Genomic DNA, 15588 nt, shown 5'->3' on the forward strand with positions numbered 1-15588 from the left:
AAGGAAGGGATAACCTGTGCGTCACCTTGCCACCGCCGCTGTCGCCCTCGTCTCGGCTCTCGCTCTGACGGGTATCGCGCCGACCGCCGCAGCCTCCACCACCAGCAGCTCCTCCGTCCGGGCCGCGTCAACCGGCGCAGGCATCGACGAGTGCCCCCGAAACTTCTACTGCCTCTACGACTACCGAGGCTTCAACATCCGCCACTCCGACGCCCAGATCTGGATCTTCAAGAACTCCGTCAACGACCTCGGCACGCAAGGCGCGGGCGACCGCGCGGGCTCCGTCGTCAACAACCTCGACGTTCCATCCACCTCCACCGGCACTTCCCCACCTGGGCCGACTCGGGAACCTGCTTGGAAGTCAGGCCACACACCTCCGTCTACGACCTCGGCCTGTACACGCTGGACAACGAAGTCTCCTCCGTGACACTCGGCGAATACCCCTGCTACTGACAGTCTCTCTGCGTGGCGGGTGAGGTCGGCACGGCGCAGCCCCGAGCCCGCTCAGGCTGGCCTTCGGCGGGGCGGCGGCCTGGAGCTTCGGCGAGATGTAGGCGCTGATGGTCTGGCCCCAGGGCGCCTGGCCCACCCGGTACGAGGTGGTCGAGTAGGTGCTGACCATGCCCTCGGGGTTGGTGCTGTGACCCTGGTTGCCGCCGGTGACGGTCACCACGCCGGTCGCCGGCGGATGCGCGAGACGGTCGCGGATGACGACCCGGACCTACGGGAACTCTGCGGGCCGTCGATGAGCCCTGGTGGAACGTTCACGCTGACCATCCGATTGACGGGTGACCGCCAAGACCCAGTCCTACGCGTCGCTGCATTCACCGACAAAACGGCGGCCTCCGCACACGTCCCGGGACACCGAGCGGGAGGCGGGAAGTCACTATGGCGAGAGGTACGGCCACCGACCGCGACGCCGCACGCGGCGGCTGCCGCACCGGCGGTCGCGCGTTGCTGGTACGACACGGCGCCCGGCCCCGGAGTGGGAACTCCCGGACCGGGCGCCGTCCTGCGATGTGGATGCCCCGAACCCGCCCTCGTCACGGCCCGGATCTGCACGTGGTGATGAGATGTGCGCGATGCGCTGTGACTCGTCACGCTGCTGAGCTGCACTGTCGTCTCGGGAGTCGAACCCGATGCGCTGCTCTCCGCGCGCCGGCCGGGCCGGTAACCGCCGGCCCTCGGTTGTGCACGCCTCCGGAGCGACTACCTGCTCCACATCACCGGTCTCAGTCCAGGAGGTCGGCCTCCCAGTTGGTGCGCTGGATGCGCACGTCGATCTCGCGGAGCTCGCGGGCGGTGTCGTCGGCGCGGGCACGCAGCTCGGCGACGGGCAGCGCGGGCAGCACCATCAGCTCGGAACGCAGCTGGCGGCCGTGGCCCCGCTCTCCGCTGCCGGCGGCGGCGTCGGCAGCGGAGGTGAGCACGGAGTGGCGCAGGCGCAGGGTGTCGCGGCGGGCGAGGGCGTCGGTGAGGGTGCCGTCGGCGCCCATGTCGACGGCAGCGTTGGTCCGGTTGATGCGCCGGATCAGGGTTTCCAGAGTGTCGAGGGTCTCGGCGGCCTCGGCGAGCAGCACTGCCGGGTCCTCGGAGGGGGTCTCGCCTTCCTGGTGGCGGGCGTTGGCCACGATGCGGGCCCGCAGCTGTTCGACGCGGCGAGCCGCTTCCGCGCGCTCCGCCAGTGCTTCGCCGAGCTTCATCGTCGTCGTCCGTCCCTTGGCGCAGTTCGTCGTGCGGTGCTGCCGCGCCGATCACCCTACGTCAGGCCGCGGGCGTGCCCGGCAAAGCCAGCTCGATCACCTTGCGGCTGCCGAGGAACACCCGCCCCGTGACCGGGCCGGGCAGGTCCCCTTGCCGGTCAAGGTGCATGGGCTCCACTGGGGTGCCGACCACGTTCGGCCACCGCTTGTCGGCAGCATGCCGGGTAATGCTCCGTCGCAGCGGTCGCCAGCTGCCACCGGCCACCACCCATGCCGGACGACCTTTCGCCCGGCACCCTGCCGTGCCCCCGTAGCGAGGCCCTGACGCTCCTGGACGGCGCCGACCCCCGACGCCGTGCCCGACACTCCACGGGCCGGTCATACCATGCGAATCAACGACCAGGGGGAGTAGGGGATCAGAAGCTGTGCAGCCGGAGCTGCAGTTGGCAGCCGCCGAGGCGGTCGTCGGTGTCGCTGCTGATTGTCACTGCGCGGCTGTTGTCAACAGGACTGGGGAAGCCCGGGGTGGGCAAGGCGTTTCCGCACTGGCCGCGGTTGCCGTCTGAGCCGGCGTTGCCGTCGGCGTTGAACTGGATGCCGATCTGCGGGGGGAATTCGAGCCGTGGGCCTCTGCCTGCGGCGTCGGGAGAATGCTGAGCGCCGCCGCTGTTGCGACAGCGGCGGAAAGCAGCATCACCTGCTGCGTGAGGCGCTTCATGGCATCGATTGCCTTCGGCGTGGGGAGCAAGGTGCGCCCGAAGCGCAGGATTCAAGTGATATGGACACTCCGAACCAAACAGGCAAGCAAAGGCGGCTATTTCGCCCGTATGGTCCAGTAGTCAGGCTTCGCGCTCAGCTCAGTAGCTGCAGATCACGATCACGGAACGTGCAGGTCGACAGGGCTCCTGATGGGGTGATCTCCCGCTGTGCGCGCATGAGGGCAGGACCTCTCGGTAGCCCCGGGACGCGAACCAGCCTGCGGTATAGCCGTCGGAGATCCAGGAGCCTTGGGGCACGTCGGCCGCTGACTGTAGCCCAGCGGGTTCGTATCGTCGGCCGTGGGGACAGTCAGCTGCGGGAGCGCGGTGCGGGCGAGGGGGACTGAGGCGTGGCGGCCCAGGAGGAGAGCAGGCGCAGGCCCTCTTCGGAGGGGGAGGCGGGTTCGGCGGTGTAGATGGTGAGGGTGAGGCCGGGTTCGGCTGCCATGTCGAGACCTTCGTAGGCGAGGGTCAGTTCCCCGACGGCCTGGTGGTGGTAGCGCTTGGTGCCGGTGCCGTGGTGGCGGACGTTGTGGGCGCCCCAGCGGGTGCGGAAGGCGTCGCTGCGAGTGGACAGTTCGCCGACGAGGTCGTGGAGGTCCTTGTCGTGGGGGTTGCGGCCGGCTTCGGTGCGCAGGATGGCGACGGCGATGTCGGCGGCTTGGTCCCAGTCGGGGTAGAAGCGGCGGGAGGCGGGGTCGAGGAACTGGAAGCGGGCGAGGTTGGCCTGGTTGTGGGGGTTGGCGTAGACGTCGGTGTAGAAGGCGCGGGCGAGCCGGTTGGTGGCGAGGAGGTCCATGCGGCCGTTGCGCACGAAGGCGGGCCCGGCGGTGATCGCGTCCAGGGTCCATTGCAGGCTGCGGTGCGCCGTCCACTGCCGGGTGGTGCGGCGGCGGGGGCGGGTGAGGGCGTCGGAGCCGTCGGCGGCCTGGGCCAGATGCAGGAGGTGGGCACGTTCGGCGTCGTCGAGCTGGAGGGCGCGGGCGACCGCTTCGAGGACGGTGGGGGAGACGCCGACGAGGTTGCCGCGCTCCAGCTTGGCGTAGTACTCCACGCTCACGTCGGCCAGGGCTGCGACCTCGCTGCGGCGCAGGCCCGGGACGCGGCGCCTGGGGCCGGTGGGCATGCCGGCCTGCTCGGGGGTGATCTTGGCTCGCCGCGAGGTGAGGAACTCGCGGACCTCTTGACTGTTGTCCACGCCATCGACGGTACGTCTCGGGCACGGCCGCAGGGGTGTACTGCCGGTACACCTGTTGATGGTGACTCGCTGGGCGCGCGGAGAGCGGGTTACCTGGAGGACGTAACGCTTTCCGTCCCGGCCGCGAACACGGAGGGGCGGGGAGCCCGCATCCGGCCCGGGGCGGCTTCTCGCTCTGTGTCGGGCCTGCAACCGCATTCGGCGGCTGGTACACCCCCTGGTACCGCTCGCCTCGACAACGTAAGGACCTTTCATGCGCGGCGCAGTGATCCACGCCCCCGGCGACGTCCGTTTCGAGACCGTGGACGACGCGAAGATCCTCCACCCGACCGACGCGATCATCCGTACGGCGGTCACCTGCGTGTGCGGCTCCGACCTGTGGGCCTGGCGCGGCCTGGAGCCGATCGGCGATCCGCACCCGATGGGGCACGAGTACGTCGGCTTCGTCCAAGAGGTCGGCAGCGACGTCACCTCGGTCACGCCGGGCCAGTTCGTGGTGGGCTCCTTCGCGACCTCGGACAACACCTGTGCGAACTGCCGCAACGGCTTCCAGTCGAACTGCCTGCACCGTGAGTTCATGACCACCTGCCAGGCCGAGTACGTGCGCATCCCCAATGCCCAGGGCACCCTGGTCGCCACCGACGAGGTCCCGGCGGAGGAGCTGTGGCCCGGCCTGCTGGCCGTCTCCGACGTGATGGGCACCGGCTGGTGGGCGGCCGATGCCGCCGAGGTCAGGCCCGGCTCGACCGCCGTGGTCGTCGGAGACGGCGCGGTGGGCCTGTGCGGGGTGATCGCGGCGAAGGAGATGGGCGCGGAGCGGATCATCGCCATGTCGCGGCACGAGCCCCGTCAGAACCTCGCCCGGGAGTTCGGCGCCACCGACATCGTCACCGAGCGCGGCGACGAGGGCGTGGCCCGGATCAAGGACCTCACGGGCGGGATCGGCGCCGACTCCGTGCTGGAGTGCGTCGGCACCGCTCAGGCCATGCAGCAGGCCCTGCACTCGGCCCGTCCGGGCGGCAACGTCGGCTTCGTCGGCGTCCCCCACGAGGTGGCCATCGACGGGCAGGAACTTTTCTTCTCCCACGTCGGACTGCGCGGCGGCCCCGCCCCCGTACGCCGCTACCTCCCCGACCTCATCGACCGCGTCCTGACCGGCCGGATCAACCCGGGCAAGGTCTTCGACCTCACCCTGCCCCTGGACCAGGTCGCCGAGGGCTACAAGGCCATGGACGAACGCCGCGCCATCAAGGCCCTCCTCAAGCCCTGACCCGTTATGCCGCAGCAGGCCTGCGCCCGGCCGTCCGCGCGCTGCACTGGCGACATGCCGACGCACTCGCACACCATCCGCTCAGCCACGACGCTCACTACGAAAGGAATGACCATGCAAATCACCCGAAGCTCGATCGACACCGTCAAAGGCCCCGCCGACTGGTTCACCGGCCACGTCTACATCGACCCCGTCGCCGCAGCACCCGCCCCGTCACGGGTCACCGCCTCGCTGGTGCACTTCACGCCCGGCGCGCGCACCCACTGGCACCGCCACCCGCTCGGGCAGACGGTCTTCGTCACGGAGGGAATCGGCCTGTGCCAGCGCCGCGGCGGTCTCGTCGAGGTCATCCGGCCCGGCGACCGCGTGCTGTTCGAGGCCGATGAAGAGCACTGGCACGGCGCCGCACCGAACCGGCTGATGGTCCACCTGGCCATCAACGAGGGCGACGCCGACCACGACGTCGTGCACTGGCTGACCCCCGTCACCGATGAGGAATACGCCGCAGCCCCGCCCACCAGCGGACACCCGTCCGATTCGCGCACCAGCGGGATGGCACGACGCCGGATCGCTGCCCGAGTGAACAGGAGGCCGCGTGCTACGCGGCCTTCGAGACGCCGTTGTACGAACCGCTCCCGCTGCCGTGGTCGTGCTGGCCGTGTCGGCCGGCAGCAACAGCCCGCCGCCTCCTGTGGGCGCCTCGTCTTCATCCTCCCGCCGGCAGACCGCGACGCGTGAGGCGCCACCCGCCCGTCCGAGGGGAACGCCGCCGTGACCATCCGCCTGACGATCGACGGCCACCAGGTCGAGGTCACCTTGAACGACAGCGCCCCGCCCGCGACCTGGCAACCCTCCTTCCGCTCACTTCGGACTTCCACGAGAGCGAACGGATCGCCGACCCGCCCCGCAAGCTGGACACCTCCAGCGCCTGGGACCCCGATCCGCGCCCGCTTCACCACCCCGCGCGCACCCCTCGTTCGGAGAAACCTCGTGAACACGACCTACGACTTCAGCCGCCGGGTCGCCTTCGTCACCGGCGCCGCATCCGGTATCGGCCGCGCCACCGCCCTGGCCTTCGCCCGCGCCGGCGCGCAGGTCGCCATCGCCGACCGGTCCGCCGACGGGCTCGAGGAAACAGCCCGTCTCATCACCGCCCACGGAGGCCAAGCACTCACCCTCACCTGTGACGTCACCAGCGAACTTCCAGGCGGCTGTGGACGGGACCGTCGCGCGCTTCGGACGCCTGGACGCCGCCTTCAACAACGCCGGCGTCGAGCAGCCCGTCCGGTCCGCGGCCGATACCGCCAAGGACGACTGGGACCGCATTCTGAGCGTCAGCCTGACCGGCATGTTCCTGTGCGCCAAGGCCGAGATCCGGCAGATGCTCCAGCAGGACGGCGGTGGCGCGATCGTCAACGTTTCCTCCGGCGCCGGCGTCAAGGGCTTCAAGGGCCAGGCCGCCTACGCCGCCGCCAAGCACGGCGTCATCGGCTTCACCCGCTCCGCGGCCCTGGACCACGCCGCCGACGGCATCCGCCTCAACGCCCTGTGCCCCGGCATCATCGACACCGAGATGATCCGCCGCTTCGGCGCCAGCCGCCCCGGCGGACGCGAAGGGCTCATCTCCGACGAACCCGTCGGCCGTCTCGGCAAGCCTGAGGAGATCGCCTCCGCCGTGCTGTGGCTCTGCTCCGACGACGCCGCATTCACCACCGGCACCGCGCTCGTCGTCGACGGCGGCCAGACCGTCTGACCCATCAGAAACCCCGCACAAGGAGCCGCACCCGTGAACCCCACCTACGACTTCACAGGTCAGGTCGCCTTCGTCACAGGCGCCTCCTCCGGCATGGGTTTGGCCGCCGCCCGCGCCTTCGCCGAATCCGGCGCCGCCGTCACCCTCGCCGACATCAACGAAACGGCCCTGACGGCCGCCGCCAAACAGCTCACCGACGCGGGCCACCAAGCCCTCGCGGTCGTCTGCGACGTCACCGACGAAGAGCAGGTCGCCGCCGCCGTCGACCGCACCGTCGAAACCTTCGGCCGCCTCGACATGGCCTACAACAACGCCGGCATCCAGATCCCGCCCACCGACGCCGCCGAAGAGAGCGCCGAACAGTTCGACCGGGTCAACGCCATCAACCTGCGCGGTATCTGGGCATCCATGAAACATGAACTGCGCCACATGCGCACCCAGGGCAGCGGCGCCATCGTCAACTGCTCCTCCCTCGGCGGACTCGTCGGCATTCCCGGCCGCGCCTCTTACCACGCCACCAAACACGGCGTGATCGGCCTGACCGGCAGCGCCGCCCTCGAATACGCCCCGCGCGGCATCCGCATCAATGCAATCTGCCCCGGCACCATCGACACCCCCATGGTCAGCGACATGATCGTCAAGGGAGAACTCGACCGCGCCGAAGCCGAAGCAGGCCAGCCCATCAACCGCCTCGGCACCGCCGACGAGATCGCCCAGGCCGTCCTGTGGCTGTGTAGCCCCGGAGCCAGCTTCGTCATCGGCGTCGCCCTCCCCGTCGACGGCGGCTACGTTGCCCAATGACAGCTTTCACCGTCGGCCCCGCCCCAGACCGACCACTAGCTAGCTAGGCTCCGTCTTCAAACCGATCTTCCCCAGACCAGGAGTGAGACGAGTGTGACCGCCGCTTCGTAGGAGGTGGGGGTCTTCTCGTAGCGTGTGGCGATGCCTCGGAAGCCCTTGAGCTGGTTGAAGCAGCGTTCGACGGTGTGCGGCGGCGGTAGATCTCGCCGTTGAAGGCGGTCGGTCGGCTGCCTCGACGGCTCGGTTCCGACGGTGCCATTTCTGGTCGCTCTTCTCCGGAATCGTGTTGTCCGATGCCACGTTTGCGCAGGTAGGCGCGGAAGCCGCAGGAACCGGCCGGGCGCCGCATGTCCTGCCTCCTCGGCGAGCGTCCAGCCGTTCTTCCGCTCCATCGCAGATGTCAGCCCCCGCATATAGGCAAGAGCCGACTCCCGCGGCTCCGACCCGGCAAACCGGTGCACGAACCGCTCATGCACCTCACCCAGACCCGCCGCCCACGCCCTCAATCACCGAGTACCCCACGTCCGAGCCGGCCGGTCAGCAACCGCCACACCGACGCCCTCGACAGCACCACTCCCGTCACCCCGCTCAACGATGTCGCCGACTCGCTCCAGGGTCCACAGGCGGGCCTCGAAACCATGGGCTTGTGCTCCTCTCTCCAACGCGGCCCGGACGGTCTCGACCTGCGCGTCGTCCAGCTTGGGTGGACGACCGGTGGACGCACGCCGCCGCAGGGCCGAAGCACCACCTTCCTCCCACGCCCGCCGCCATCGCCGCACGCTCTCCGCACACACCCCGACCGCCCGCGCGATCTCCGCGTTCGAGACACCGCCCTCGAACGACTCGACCGCCCGAACACGGTGCGCCTCCGCCAACTGAGGCCGCAACAAGGGAGGAAGGGAGGCGCAGGCTGCGGAGGACGAAGGTCGATAAGCCACCTCGACAGCCTCCCACCCGCACCGCCACCACACCCACCGAACTTACGAAAGGATCAGTAGGAGCTGTCCGGGCGATCACGGTTCGGTGCGCAAGGCCCGGGTTGGATTGTCTGTGCAGTCCCATAGTCTGCGCTCATGACGACCGATGAGTCCGGAGCCATTGCGAGTGCGGCTCTTGAGAAGTACCTCTCCTTGATCGACGAGCTGCTTGGACAGCCTTTCCCGGAGACGAACTTCCACGACGGCACCGGGTGCGGTGGCCCCGAGCATCGTGTGCGCATCCTGCGGGCAAGTCAGGACTTCTGGGATGACGACGACGGCCAGGCGGCGCGCGAGGCCGACGCAGACCTGGGGGCCTACCTCGACGCGTTGATCGCTTCGCTCAAGGCACGCTGGGGCGAGCCACTCGTCGTCGACCTGTGGCCGTATCTGAGGGCTGGATTCGAGGGGGAGGCCGTGTCCGAGCCGATCAACTTCCTTAGCCAGATGGCCGGAAGCATGCAGGTATGGCCACACGGGGATTCCAGCCGTTGGCTCGCGCTCACCATCGGCCAGGGAGACAAGGAGCTTCCGCTCGAACTGCTCGCGGCGGTCGGCCAGACCCCTGCGTTTGACCCAGGCGCGGCTCGCCGGTCATGAGCGGAGCCAGATGATGAGGCTGCCACAGTGACGGTTCCGAGGAAGACATAGCCGCGCACTGTCGTAGCGGGTGGCTACGGCCCGGGAGTTCTTGAGCTTGTTGACGGCCCGCTCGACGGTGTTGCGCTTCTTGTAGCGGTCCTCGTCGAAGCCAGGAGGTCGTCCGCCGCGTGTTCCTTTGCGCAGACGGACGGCCTGGCTGTCCGTCTTCTCCGGAATCGTGTGCCGGATGCCCCGCCGCCGCAGGTAGTGGCGGCAGGGACCGTTGCTGTAACCCTTGTCGGCCGCGATACTCTCCGGCTTCTTGCGGGCCTGCCCTGCTCGAGGCGGGGAACCCGGATCTTCTCCAGTACGCACGCGAACTGGGTGCAATCTGCCTGCTGCCCCGGCGTAATGATCAGGGACAACGGGCGACAGTGCCCATCGGCACTCAGGTGGATCTTGCTGGTGAAGCCGCCCCGCGACCGGCCCAGGCCCTCACCGCCCGCACCACCTCCGCCAGCCGGCCGACCAAGCTCTGCCGTGGTGTCTCGTCCTGGTGTTCTGCCACCGCGTCCCCCTTTGCCACCGAGGGCGCGGGCGGTGGGTCGGTGCGGGCTCCGGCCGCGTGCTGGTGCGCGCGCACGATTGTGGAGTCCGCCGAGACGTCCCAGTCAATCTCGCCGACCGCGTCGGCCGCGGCCTGGACCTGCTGCAACAGGTGTTCCCACGTACCGTCCGCCGACCACAGCCGATGACGCTCGTAGACCGTCTTCCACGGCCCGAAACGCTCCGGCAGATCGCGCCACTGCACGCCGGTCCGCACTCGATGCAAGATCCCGTCGATCACCTGCCGGTGATCACGCCACCGCCCGCACCGGCCATTGCCCACCGGTAGGAACGGCCGAAGCCGCTCCCACTCGACGTCCGTCAAGTCACCGCGTTGGTCCCGCCCCGCATACAGGACAACGACCCGATCAAGTGCCGGTCACCTGATCGCCCACGCCCCTCTGGCGGCTGCGCCCGCCGGACGGGGAGCCACGGGCACGCTGTCTGCTCTGGGGGTGGGCAGGGCAGCGAGGCCGGCCCGGATGCTGTCCGCCATCGTCGAGTGCCTACTTCGGGCCAGTGTCCCCACGGGTGTTCTGGTGCGCTGTTGTGGCGGGGGCCGTGGGGCTGAACAGTGGTGGCATGACGATCGGACCCCGCTCTCGCGCTCGCTCGTTCAGCTCCGCCGCCACTCGGTACGCCGACAACCGGCCGTCCTATCCGCCGGAGCTGCTCGACGCGGTGGAGGAGTTCGCCGGCTTCGTACTGCACGGTGCACGCGTCGCCGATGTGGGTGCGGGCACCGGCATCGCGACCGCGCTGCTGCACGCGCGCGGGGCGCGGGTGGTCGCGGTGGAGCCGGGGGAGGGGATGGCAGGCGAGTTCCGGCGCCGCAACCCCGGCGTCCCACTCGTCCGCGGGGATGGCAACCGGCTCCCGCTCGCGACCGGTTCCCTCGATCTCCTGACGTACGCGCAGTCCTGGCACTGGACCGACCCGACCCGTTCCGTACCCGAGGCCCTGCGGGTACTGCGCCCTGGTGGGGCGCTGGCGGTCTGGTCGAACGACCCGGACGTCGGGGTCGGCTGGATTGCGGATCAGCAGGCGCGCATCGAGAAGAGTTTCGGCGCTGGCTGGTACATCAACGAACGCGCACGCTCGCAGGAGGGCCTGGCCTTCGTGAACCGCCTGCTGCGTTGGTCCCGGCGGATTCCGATTGATGTGCACCTGGCCAAGCTGTCCACCCATTCGCTCTTCCTGATCGGCCGTCCCGGCACGGAGGCATTCCTCGCCGCAGAGCGGGAGCGCCTTGCGGCGTTGTTCCCGGACGGGTGGCTGGAGGAGCAGTACGTGGTCGACCTGAACGTGGCCGTCCGCCGTGGGTGTGCGGGAGCCTTTGAGACACCGGACCCAACGGGATCCGGCTGATGACGGTGATGGTGCCGGGCGGGGTGACGGCGGCCGTCATCGTGGCGATGGCACTGTGACTTCTTCGCGCCTTCGTTCGGAACCGTCCACCAAACCGGCTACCCGGCACGCGTGGGGCACACGCAGCTGAGGCCACCTGGGTGACCTCTTGGCCGTCCTGCCGGTGCGGTCGAGGGTTCGGGTGGTGGTTGCTGGGGACATAGTGGAGGTGTCGGGGTCGTAAGTGGATGGTCCTGGCCGGTGCGGCGTGGCCGCATCGTGGAACATGGCAAGGGATATGAACTGATGGCAAGCGGCATCGTGAAGTGGTTCAACTCGGAGAAGGGCTTCGGATTCATCGAGCAGGACGGTGGTGGCCCGGACGTGTTCGTCCACTACTCCGCCATCTCCGCCGCCGGATTCCGCGAGCTGCAAGAGGGCCAGAAGGTGACCTTCGACGTCACTCAGGGCCCCAAGGGCCCCCAGGCGGAGAACGTCGTCCCTTCGTAGCGGCGGACGACCAGCGCGCCACTGGTGGTGACACCGGCCGCTGAACTGCCCCGGCCGCGAGACGGCCGGGGCACGTCGGCTGGTGCGGCCTTGCAGGCACTTGGCAGTCGTCGAGGTGGCAGCCGGCCGGCAACATCCTCCTCTCTCCGAAGCGGTTATCGAGCGACGGCCGGCCGCCACCTTCGCCTCCGGCTGCCCACTGGCTCTATACGCGAGAAGCGGGTTCTGACACAGATCTTGGGGAGCCGTCGCGGAGTGTTACCTCGATGTTCGATTGCGAGGAGACCGGCTCGTGAGAGGGCGTACGCCTTGTCGTCTGTCAGTCGGAAATGACGCGCCTTCAGGTGCTTGGCCAGTCGCTGCTGTGGACGGTGATGGTGCTGGTCATGCAGACCGTGCACCGTTCTGGGACTCGCTGGTCTTCGACGGGATCGACGATGTGGGTATCGAGGCGGTTTCGGCCGCGTTCGGCACGGTCGAGGTGGTGGCGCCGGACGGACGGACCGGACATCCCGCCCTTGGCCGATCCCGCGGAGGCCTGACCACCAAAATCCATCTCGGCTTGCGACGGACGCGGCCGACCCCTGGCCATACTGCTGACCCCAGGCCAACGGCACGACGGCATCTGCGCGTTTGCCCTGCTCGAACGCATCCAAGTGGCCCGCACCGGCCCCGCTGCCGAACGGACCACGTCATCGCCGACAAGGTCTACAGTTCCCGCGGTTTCCGCGCCTACCTGCGCAAACGCGGCATCGGACACACGATCGCGGAGAAGAGCCACCAGAAATGGCACCGCCACAACCGAGGCCGGCGAGGTGGCCGGCCGACGGGCTTCGGCAGCGAGATCTACCGCCGCCGCAACACCGTCGAACGCTGCTTCAACCAGCTCAAGGGCTTCCGAGGCATCGCCGCCCGCTACGAGAAGACCACCACCTCATACGAAGCGGCGGTCACACTCGTCTCACTCCTACTCTGGGCAAGATCGGTTTGAAGACGGACCTTAGGAACTCCTGGGTCACGAACAGGTGGACCAGCTTGCCGTTGTCCATCTTCCACTTGAGCCGGGGCGCCCCAGGACGTGTACAGGTAGGTCCGCAAGTCGCCGAAGGCCCATACGCCGCGCTTGGCGTCGGTCAGCTCCTTGCCGAGGCTCATCAGGTCGTCGGCGGACTTTACCTGGTCGGCCTTGATCCCGCGCGGCTCCAGGATGTCCCGACGGCGGTAAGTGACGCCGGAGATCAAGAGATTGCTGGACACGCACGGGATGCCGTACAGCTTGTCCCCCCCACGCAGACCTTCCAGGCGCCGGTGGGTATCGCGGCCAGGTTCGAGTACTTCTCGATGTTTTCGCCGGATAGGTGCGGCGTCAGGTCCGCGAACTGGGTGCCGGACAGCGCCCCCGGGGTTGAAGCTGGGGGTCCACCAGCTCGGCAGCTGGATCCAGTCCGGCAGTTTCTTGACTGCGGTCATGGTCGGGACGATGGTGTTGTAGTTGCTCCCTTCCGCCCGCTTCATGGCCTCGACGCCCAGCGCCTCGTTCATGGCCTGGTAGAAGGCGTTGCCGGCGGGACGAGCCGCCTCACCATCCGCCCTCGAAGAAAGCCAGGAGGGCCGGTGCCGGGTCTGTCGCGGTGGTCGTGTTCGCCACCGCGACAACGACCAGGACCAGCGACAACAACGCCGAGAGGACGCAGAAGTACCACCACACGCGCCTCGTTCGCCTGTCGGACGGCTCCGTTCGCGCGCGCCTCTTCCATGACGCCAGGCTCATGCCGACGAGGATGGTCGCCACGATCGCGGCGGTCACGGCCATCGGCACGTGGTATCGGGCGAAGTCGTCGATCATCACGGCGAGGGCGGCCGGGGTGCGGTCCCCCGTGCCCGGGGAGTCGGCCAGTTGCTGTTTGACCTGGTCGAGCGTATCGGCGAGACCCGCGTCGGTCGCGCTGCCACCCAGCATTGGCAGCAACGAAGAGAAGGGCGCCACCACCCCCTGGACATTGGCCATGACCGCCGCCGACGAGAACAGGGCGAGTAGCGTGACAAGAACACAGGCCGATGCGAGGGCCGCCCTCCTTTGCGCCCTGAGACTGCCGACCCTCAGGAACACCTTCCAGAGAAGAACGCCGAGCGCTACGAGCACGATCAGCAGGAGCGCGGCGATCACGGCCTTGGCCACGTGGTAGCGGAACCAGTAGTTCACGACCCTGTCCAGGCCCGGGGAGAAATCCCGGTCGCCGGAACTCCAGTACGCGACGAACGCCTGGCGGAGGGCTTCGGTCAGGTTGCGCTGATCGACGTAGTTGCCACCCGACCCCCCGCTCGCCGCCAACGGGCCCGGGGCGACGACGAAGGTGGCGCCGAAGGCCACGGCTAGGGTGACGAGGAGAGCCATTGCACGACCGGAGAAGCCTGCGGATCGCGAAAGGGGCACAAGACCGCAGGGGGTTCCAGGAGCGGGGTGTCCCTGTGCGCCGGTAGGTTGTGATGCCGTTGTCATTTCGGTCACCATTCCGTATCGGCGGTCGCCCGGTCACTGGGGTATACCACCCACTCGAGGTGGGGTCAGTCCCAACGAGCTGGAGCCGACATCCCGACGGTTTCTCGTACTTGGGGCCGCCCAAGGCGAGGCCAAGACCCACAACGCCGAGGTCCGGGCTCTCCGAGGCTTCGGAGACCGTCACCCGTTCGGTGTCCCTCGCGCTGACGGTAGGCGGCTGCAGCCCGGTGTACGGCCAGCCAGTTCTCGTGCTCCGGCCCGACCAACTTGTAGCGGATGAACTACGCGATGAGGACGGGATCACGGTGGGCTCCGAACCTCAGCAGCGGCCGCCCCTCCACCTCGCCTTACCTCGGGCGGAGCGCCAGCAGCGGCCTTGGCGCGGAGGGGCGCGAGCAGTTTTCCACCGTAATGCCGGCGCGGCTTCCCACCAGCACCTGGGACGGTTCGCCTCGCAGGGCCCCCGCTGTAGCGGGATGACGTCCGCACTGAATCGCGGACCCGGCGGATGACCGAGGACAGGACGTCGGCGAGCTCGGAGCTGACCGGTAGGACGCGCTACTGGTCGGTCTTGGAGGCGGCCGATTCGGAGCAAGGGACGCCGGTCGTGGGTAGGCGGTACTGGACCAGGGCGTGGTGGCTGGTCTGCAGCATCTGCTCGATGCGGGCGCCGGGTGGCGCAAGAACTCCACCGCTGCCCAGGCCCAGAAGGCGCGGTGTTCGGCGAGGTCGAAGTGCAGGAGCGTCCCGCCCGCGTCACGGGCACCGGCGCCGCCGTTCTTGGCACCGCGACCTACGCCGCAGCGTTCGGTTGCCCCGCAGAGTGCGTGCACGCTGCGCCGGGCCCGGGACGGCCGGCTGCCCCCCCGGGCGCACCGTGGTCGTCCTCGCCCGGGGCGCCAGTGCTGGCGAGGAGGCGACCGGGCAGTTGTGGCAGGCCGCGTCCGCCAGACAGGCGAAAGCGCCATTCGGTTGGACGACACCGGCCCCGGACCGGTTGCGGTCGTCCGCGTTTGGCTGATTGCTGGGGGTGTCGTCATGGACGGCCTGACTCCAGGGAGACACCATGAGCTACCAGCAGGATCTGATAATTTGTCGCGAACTGGGCGAGCGTCATGGCGAGAGCCGGGCGCTGAACAGCCTCGGCGTCGCCCTGCAGCAGGTGCAGCGGTTCGACGAGGCCATCGACGCCCACCAGCACGACCTCGTCACATGCCGCGAGCTGGGCGAGCGCCATGCCGAAGGGCAGGCCCTGAACAACCTCGGCACGGCCCTGCAGCAGATGCAGCGGTTCGACGAGGCCATCGACGCCCACCAGCAGGCCGCCGCCCGGTTCACCGAGCTGGGTGACCATCACCGTGAGGGGCAGGCCCTGAACAATCTGGGTACGGCCCTGCAGCAGGTCCGGCGGTTCGAGGAGGCCATCGACGCCCACCAGCAGGCCGCCGCCCGGTTCACCGAGCTGGGTGACCATCACCGTGAGGGGCAGGCCCTGAACAATCTGGGTACGGCTTTGCAGCAGGTGCGGCGGTTCGAGGAGGCCATCGACGCACATCAGCAGGCCGCCGCCCGGTTTGCCGAGC

The 15588-nt window shown here is 68.9% G+C and carries 12 protein-coding genes and 4 pseudogenes; 9 read left to right on the forward strand and 7 right to left on the reverse strand.

Translation table 11 applies throughout. From position 1 onward, the window contains the following. Positions 1-1232: 1232 nt before the first annotated feature. Positions 1233-1703 (reverse strand): DIP1984 family protein, encoded by a 471-nt coding sequence (locus ACWGH1_RS09450; protein WP_453408578.1) that lies wholly within the window; start codon positions 1701-1703, stop codon positions 1233-1235. A 1068-nt stretch (positions 1704-2771) separates the two neighbouring features. After that, a complete protein-coding gene (locus ACWGH1_RS09455) occupies positions 2772-3659 on the reverse strand; it encodes a helix-turn-helix transcriptional regulator (RefSeq protein WP_453353980.1) in 888 nt (295 codons plus the stop codon). A gap of 253 nt (positions 3660-3912) precedes the next feature. Between ACWGH1_RS09455 and ACWGH1_RS09460 the strand changes: the two genes are divergently transcribed. The 4 genes and pseudogenes from ACWGH1_RS09460 (at position 3913) to ACWGH1_RS09475 (ending at position 7483) form a co-directional block, all read left to right on the forward strand. Further along, positions 3913-4929 (forward strand): zinc-dependent alcohol dehydrogenase family protein, encoded by a 1017-nt coding sequence (locus ACWGH1_RS09460; RefSeq protein WP_453353981.1) that lies wholly within the window; start codon positions 3913-3915, stop codon positions 4927-4929. A 114-nt stretch (positions 4930-5043) separates the two neighbouring features. Beyond that, positions 5044-5448: pseudogene (locus ACWGH1_RS09465) on the forward strand ((R)-mandelonitrile lyase); the annotation flags it as partial. A gap of 471 nt (positions 5449-5919) precedes the next feature. Continuing rightward, positions 5920-6682, forward strand: a pseudogene (locus ACWGH1_RS09470) (glucose 1-dehydrogenase). Positions 6683-6715: 33 nt separating this feature from the next. Continuing rightward, positions 6716-7483, forward strand: coding sequence for an SDR family NAD(P)-dependent oxidoreductase (locus ACWGH1_RS09475; protein ID WP_361318461.1), 768 nt, complete (start codon positions 6716-6718; stop codon positions 7481-7483). A gap of 320 nt (positions 7484-7803) precedes the next feature. On the opposite strand, the pseudogene ACWGH1_RS09480 reads toward ACWGH1_RS09475, so the two are convergent. Then, a pseudogene (locus ACWGH1_RS09480) lies at positions 7804-7989 on the reverse strand (IS701 family transposase); the annotation flags it as partial. Further along, positions 7990-8454, reverse strand: a complete 465-nt coding sequence (locus ACWGH1_RS09485) for a helix-turn-helix domain-containing protein (protein ID WP_453353982.1) — start codon at positions 8452-8454, stop codon at positions 7990-7992. Positions 8455-8556: 102 nt separating this feature from the next. On the opposite strand from ACWGH1_RS09485, the gene ACWGH1_RS09490 reads away from it, so the two are divergent. Then, positions 8557-9060, forward strand: coding sequence for a hypothetical protein (locus tag ACWGH1_RS09490; RefSeq protein WP_453353983.1), 504 nt, complete (start codon positions 8557-8559; stop codon positions 9058-9060). Here ACWGH1_RS09490 and ACWGH1_RS09495 read toward each other — a convergent pair. Further along, positions 9055-10003, reverse strand: a pseudogene (locus tag ACWGH1_RS09495) (IS5 family transposase). The gene ACWGH1_RS09490 and the pseudogene ACWGH1_RS09495 sit on opposite strands and share 6 nt — an antisense overlap. Positions 10004-10230: 227 nt before the next feature. Between ACWGH1_RS09495 and ACWGH1_RS09500 the strand changes: the two are divergent. From ACWGH1_RS09500 to ACWGH1_RS09510, 3 genes are all read left to right on the forward strand, one after another. Continuing rightward, a complete protein-coding gene (locus tag ACWGH1_RS09500; protein ID WP_453353984.1) occupies positions 10231-11016 on the forward strand; it encodes a class I SAM-dependent methyltransferase in 786 nt (261 codons plus the stop codon). Between the two features lie 285 nt (positions 11017-11301). Beyond that, a complete protein-coding gene (locus ACWGH1_RS09505; RefSeq protein ID WP_453353985.1) occupies positions 11302-11505 on the forward strand; it encodes a cold-shock protein in 204 nt (67 codons plus the stop codon). Positions 11506-11869: 364 nt separating this feature from the next. After that, positions 11870-12496, forward strand: a complete 627-nt coding sequence (locus ACWGH1_RS09510) for a transposase (protein ID WP_453356651.1) — start codon at positions 11870-11872, stop codon at positions 12494-12496. Here ACWGH1_RS09510 and ACWGH1_RS09515 read toward each other — a convergent pair. Both ACWGH1_RS09515 and ACWGH1_RS09520 read right to left on the reverse strand, forming a co-directional pair. Beyond that, on the reverse strand, positions 12421-13047 hold the full coding sequence (locus tag ACWGH1_RS09515) for a hypothetical protein (protein WP_453356652.1): 627 nt from the start codon (positions 13045-13047) through the stop codon (positions 12421-12423). The two genes, ACWGH1_RS09510 and ACWGH1_RS09515, sit on opposite strands and share 76 nt — an antisense overlap. Positions 13048-13084: 37 nt before the next feature. Further along, positions 13085-13900, reverse strand: a complete 816-nt coding sequence (locus ACWGH1_RS09520; protein WP_453356653.1) for a hypothetical protein — start codon at positions 13898-13900, stop codon at positions 13085-13087. Positions 13901-15071: 1171 nt separating this feature from the next. Between ACWGH1_RS09520 and ACWGH1_RS09525 the strand changes: the two genes are divergently transcribed. Continuing rightward, a partial coding sequence (locus ACWGH1_RS09525) for a tetratricopeptide repeat protein (RefSeq protein WP_453408579.1) occupies positions 15072-15588 on the forward strand: 517 nt, incomplete at its 3' end.

It is taken from the genome of Streptomyces sp. NPDC054883, assembly GCF_053610645.1.

Bases quoted from the DNA above. Each gene is read 5' to 3' on its own strand.
- ACWGH1_RS09515 (WP_453356652.1), bottom strand. From the start codon at position 13,047: ATGAACGAGGCGCTGGGCGTCGAGGCCATGAAGCGGGCGGAAGGGAGC.
- ACWGH1_RS09460 (WP_453353981.1), top strand. From the start codon at position 3,913: ATGCGCGGCGCAGTGATCCACGCCCCCGGCGACGTCCGTTTCGAGACC.
- ACWGH1_RS09500 (WP_453353984.1), top strand. From the start codon at position 10,231: ATGACGATCGGACCCCGCTCTCGCGCTCGCTCGTTCAGCTCCGCCGCC.
- ACWGH1_RS09505 (WP_453353985.1), top strand. From the start codon at position 11,302: ATGGCAAGCGGCATCGTGAAGTGGTTCAACTCGGAGAAGGGCTTCGGA.
- ACWGH1_RS09490 (WP_453353983.1), top strand. From the start codon at position 8,557: ATGACGACCGATGAGTCCGGAGCCATTGCGAGTGCGGCTCTTGAGAAG.
- ACWGH1_RS09450 (WP_453408578.1), bottom strand. From the start codon at position 1,703: ATGAAGCTCGGCGAAGCACTGGCGGAGCGCGCGGAAGCGGCTCGCCGC.
- ACWGH1_RS09520 (WP_453356653.1), bottom strand. From the start codon at position 13,900: ATGGCTCTCCTCGTCACCCTAGCCGTGGCCTTCGGCGCCACCTTCGTC.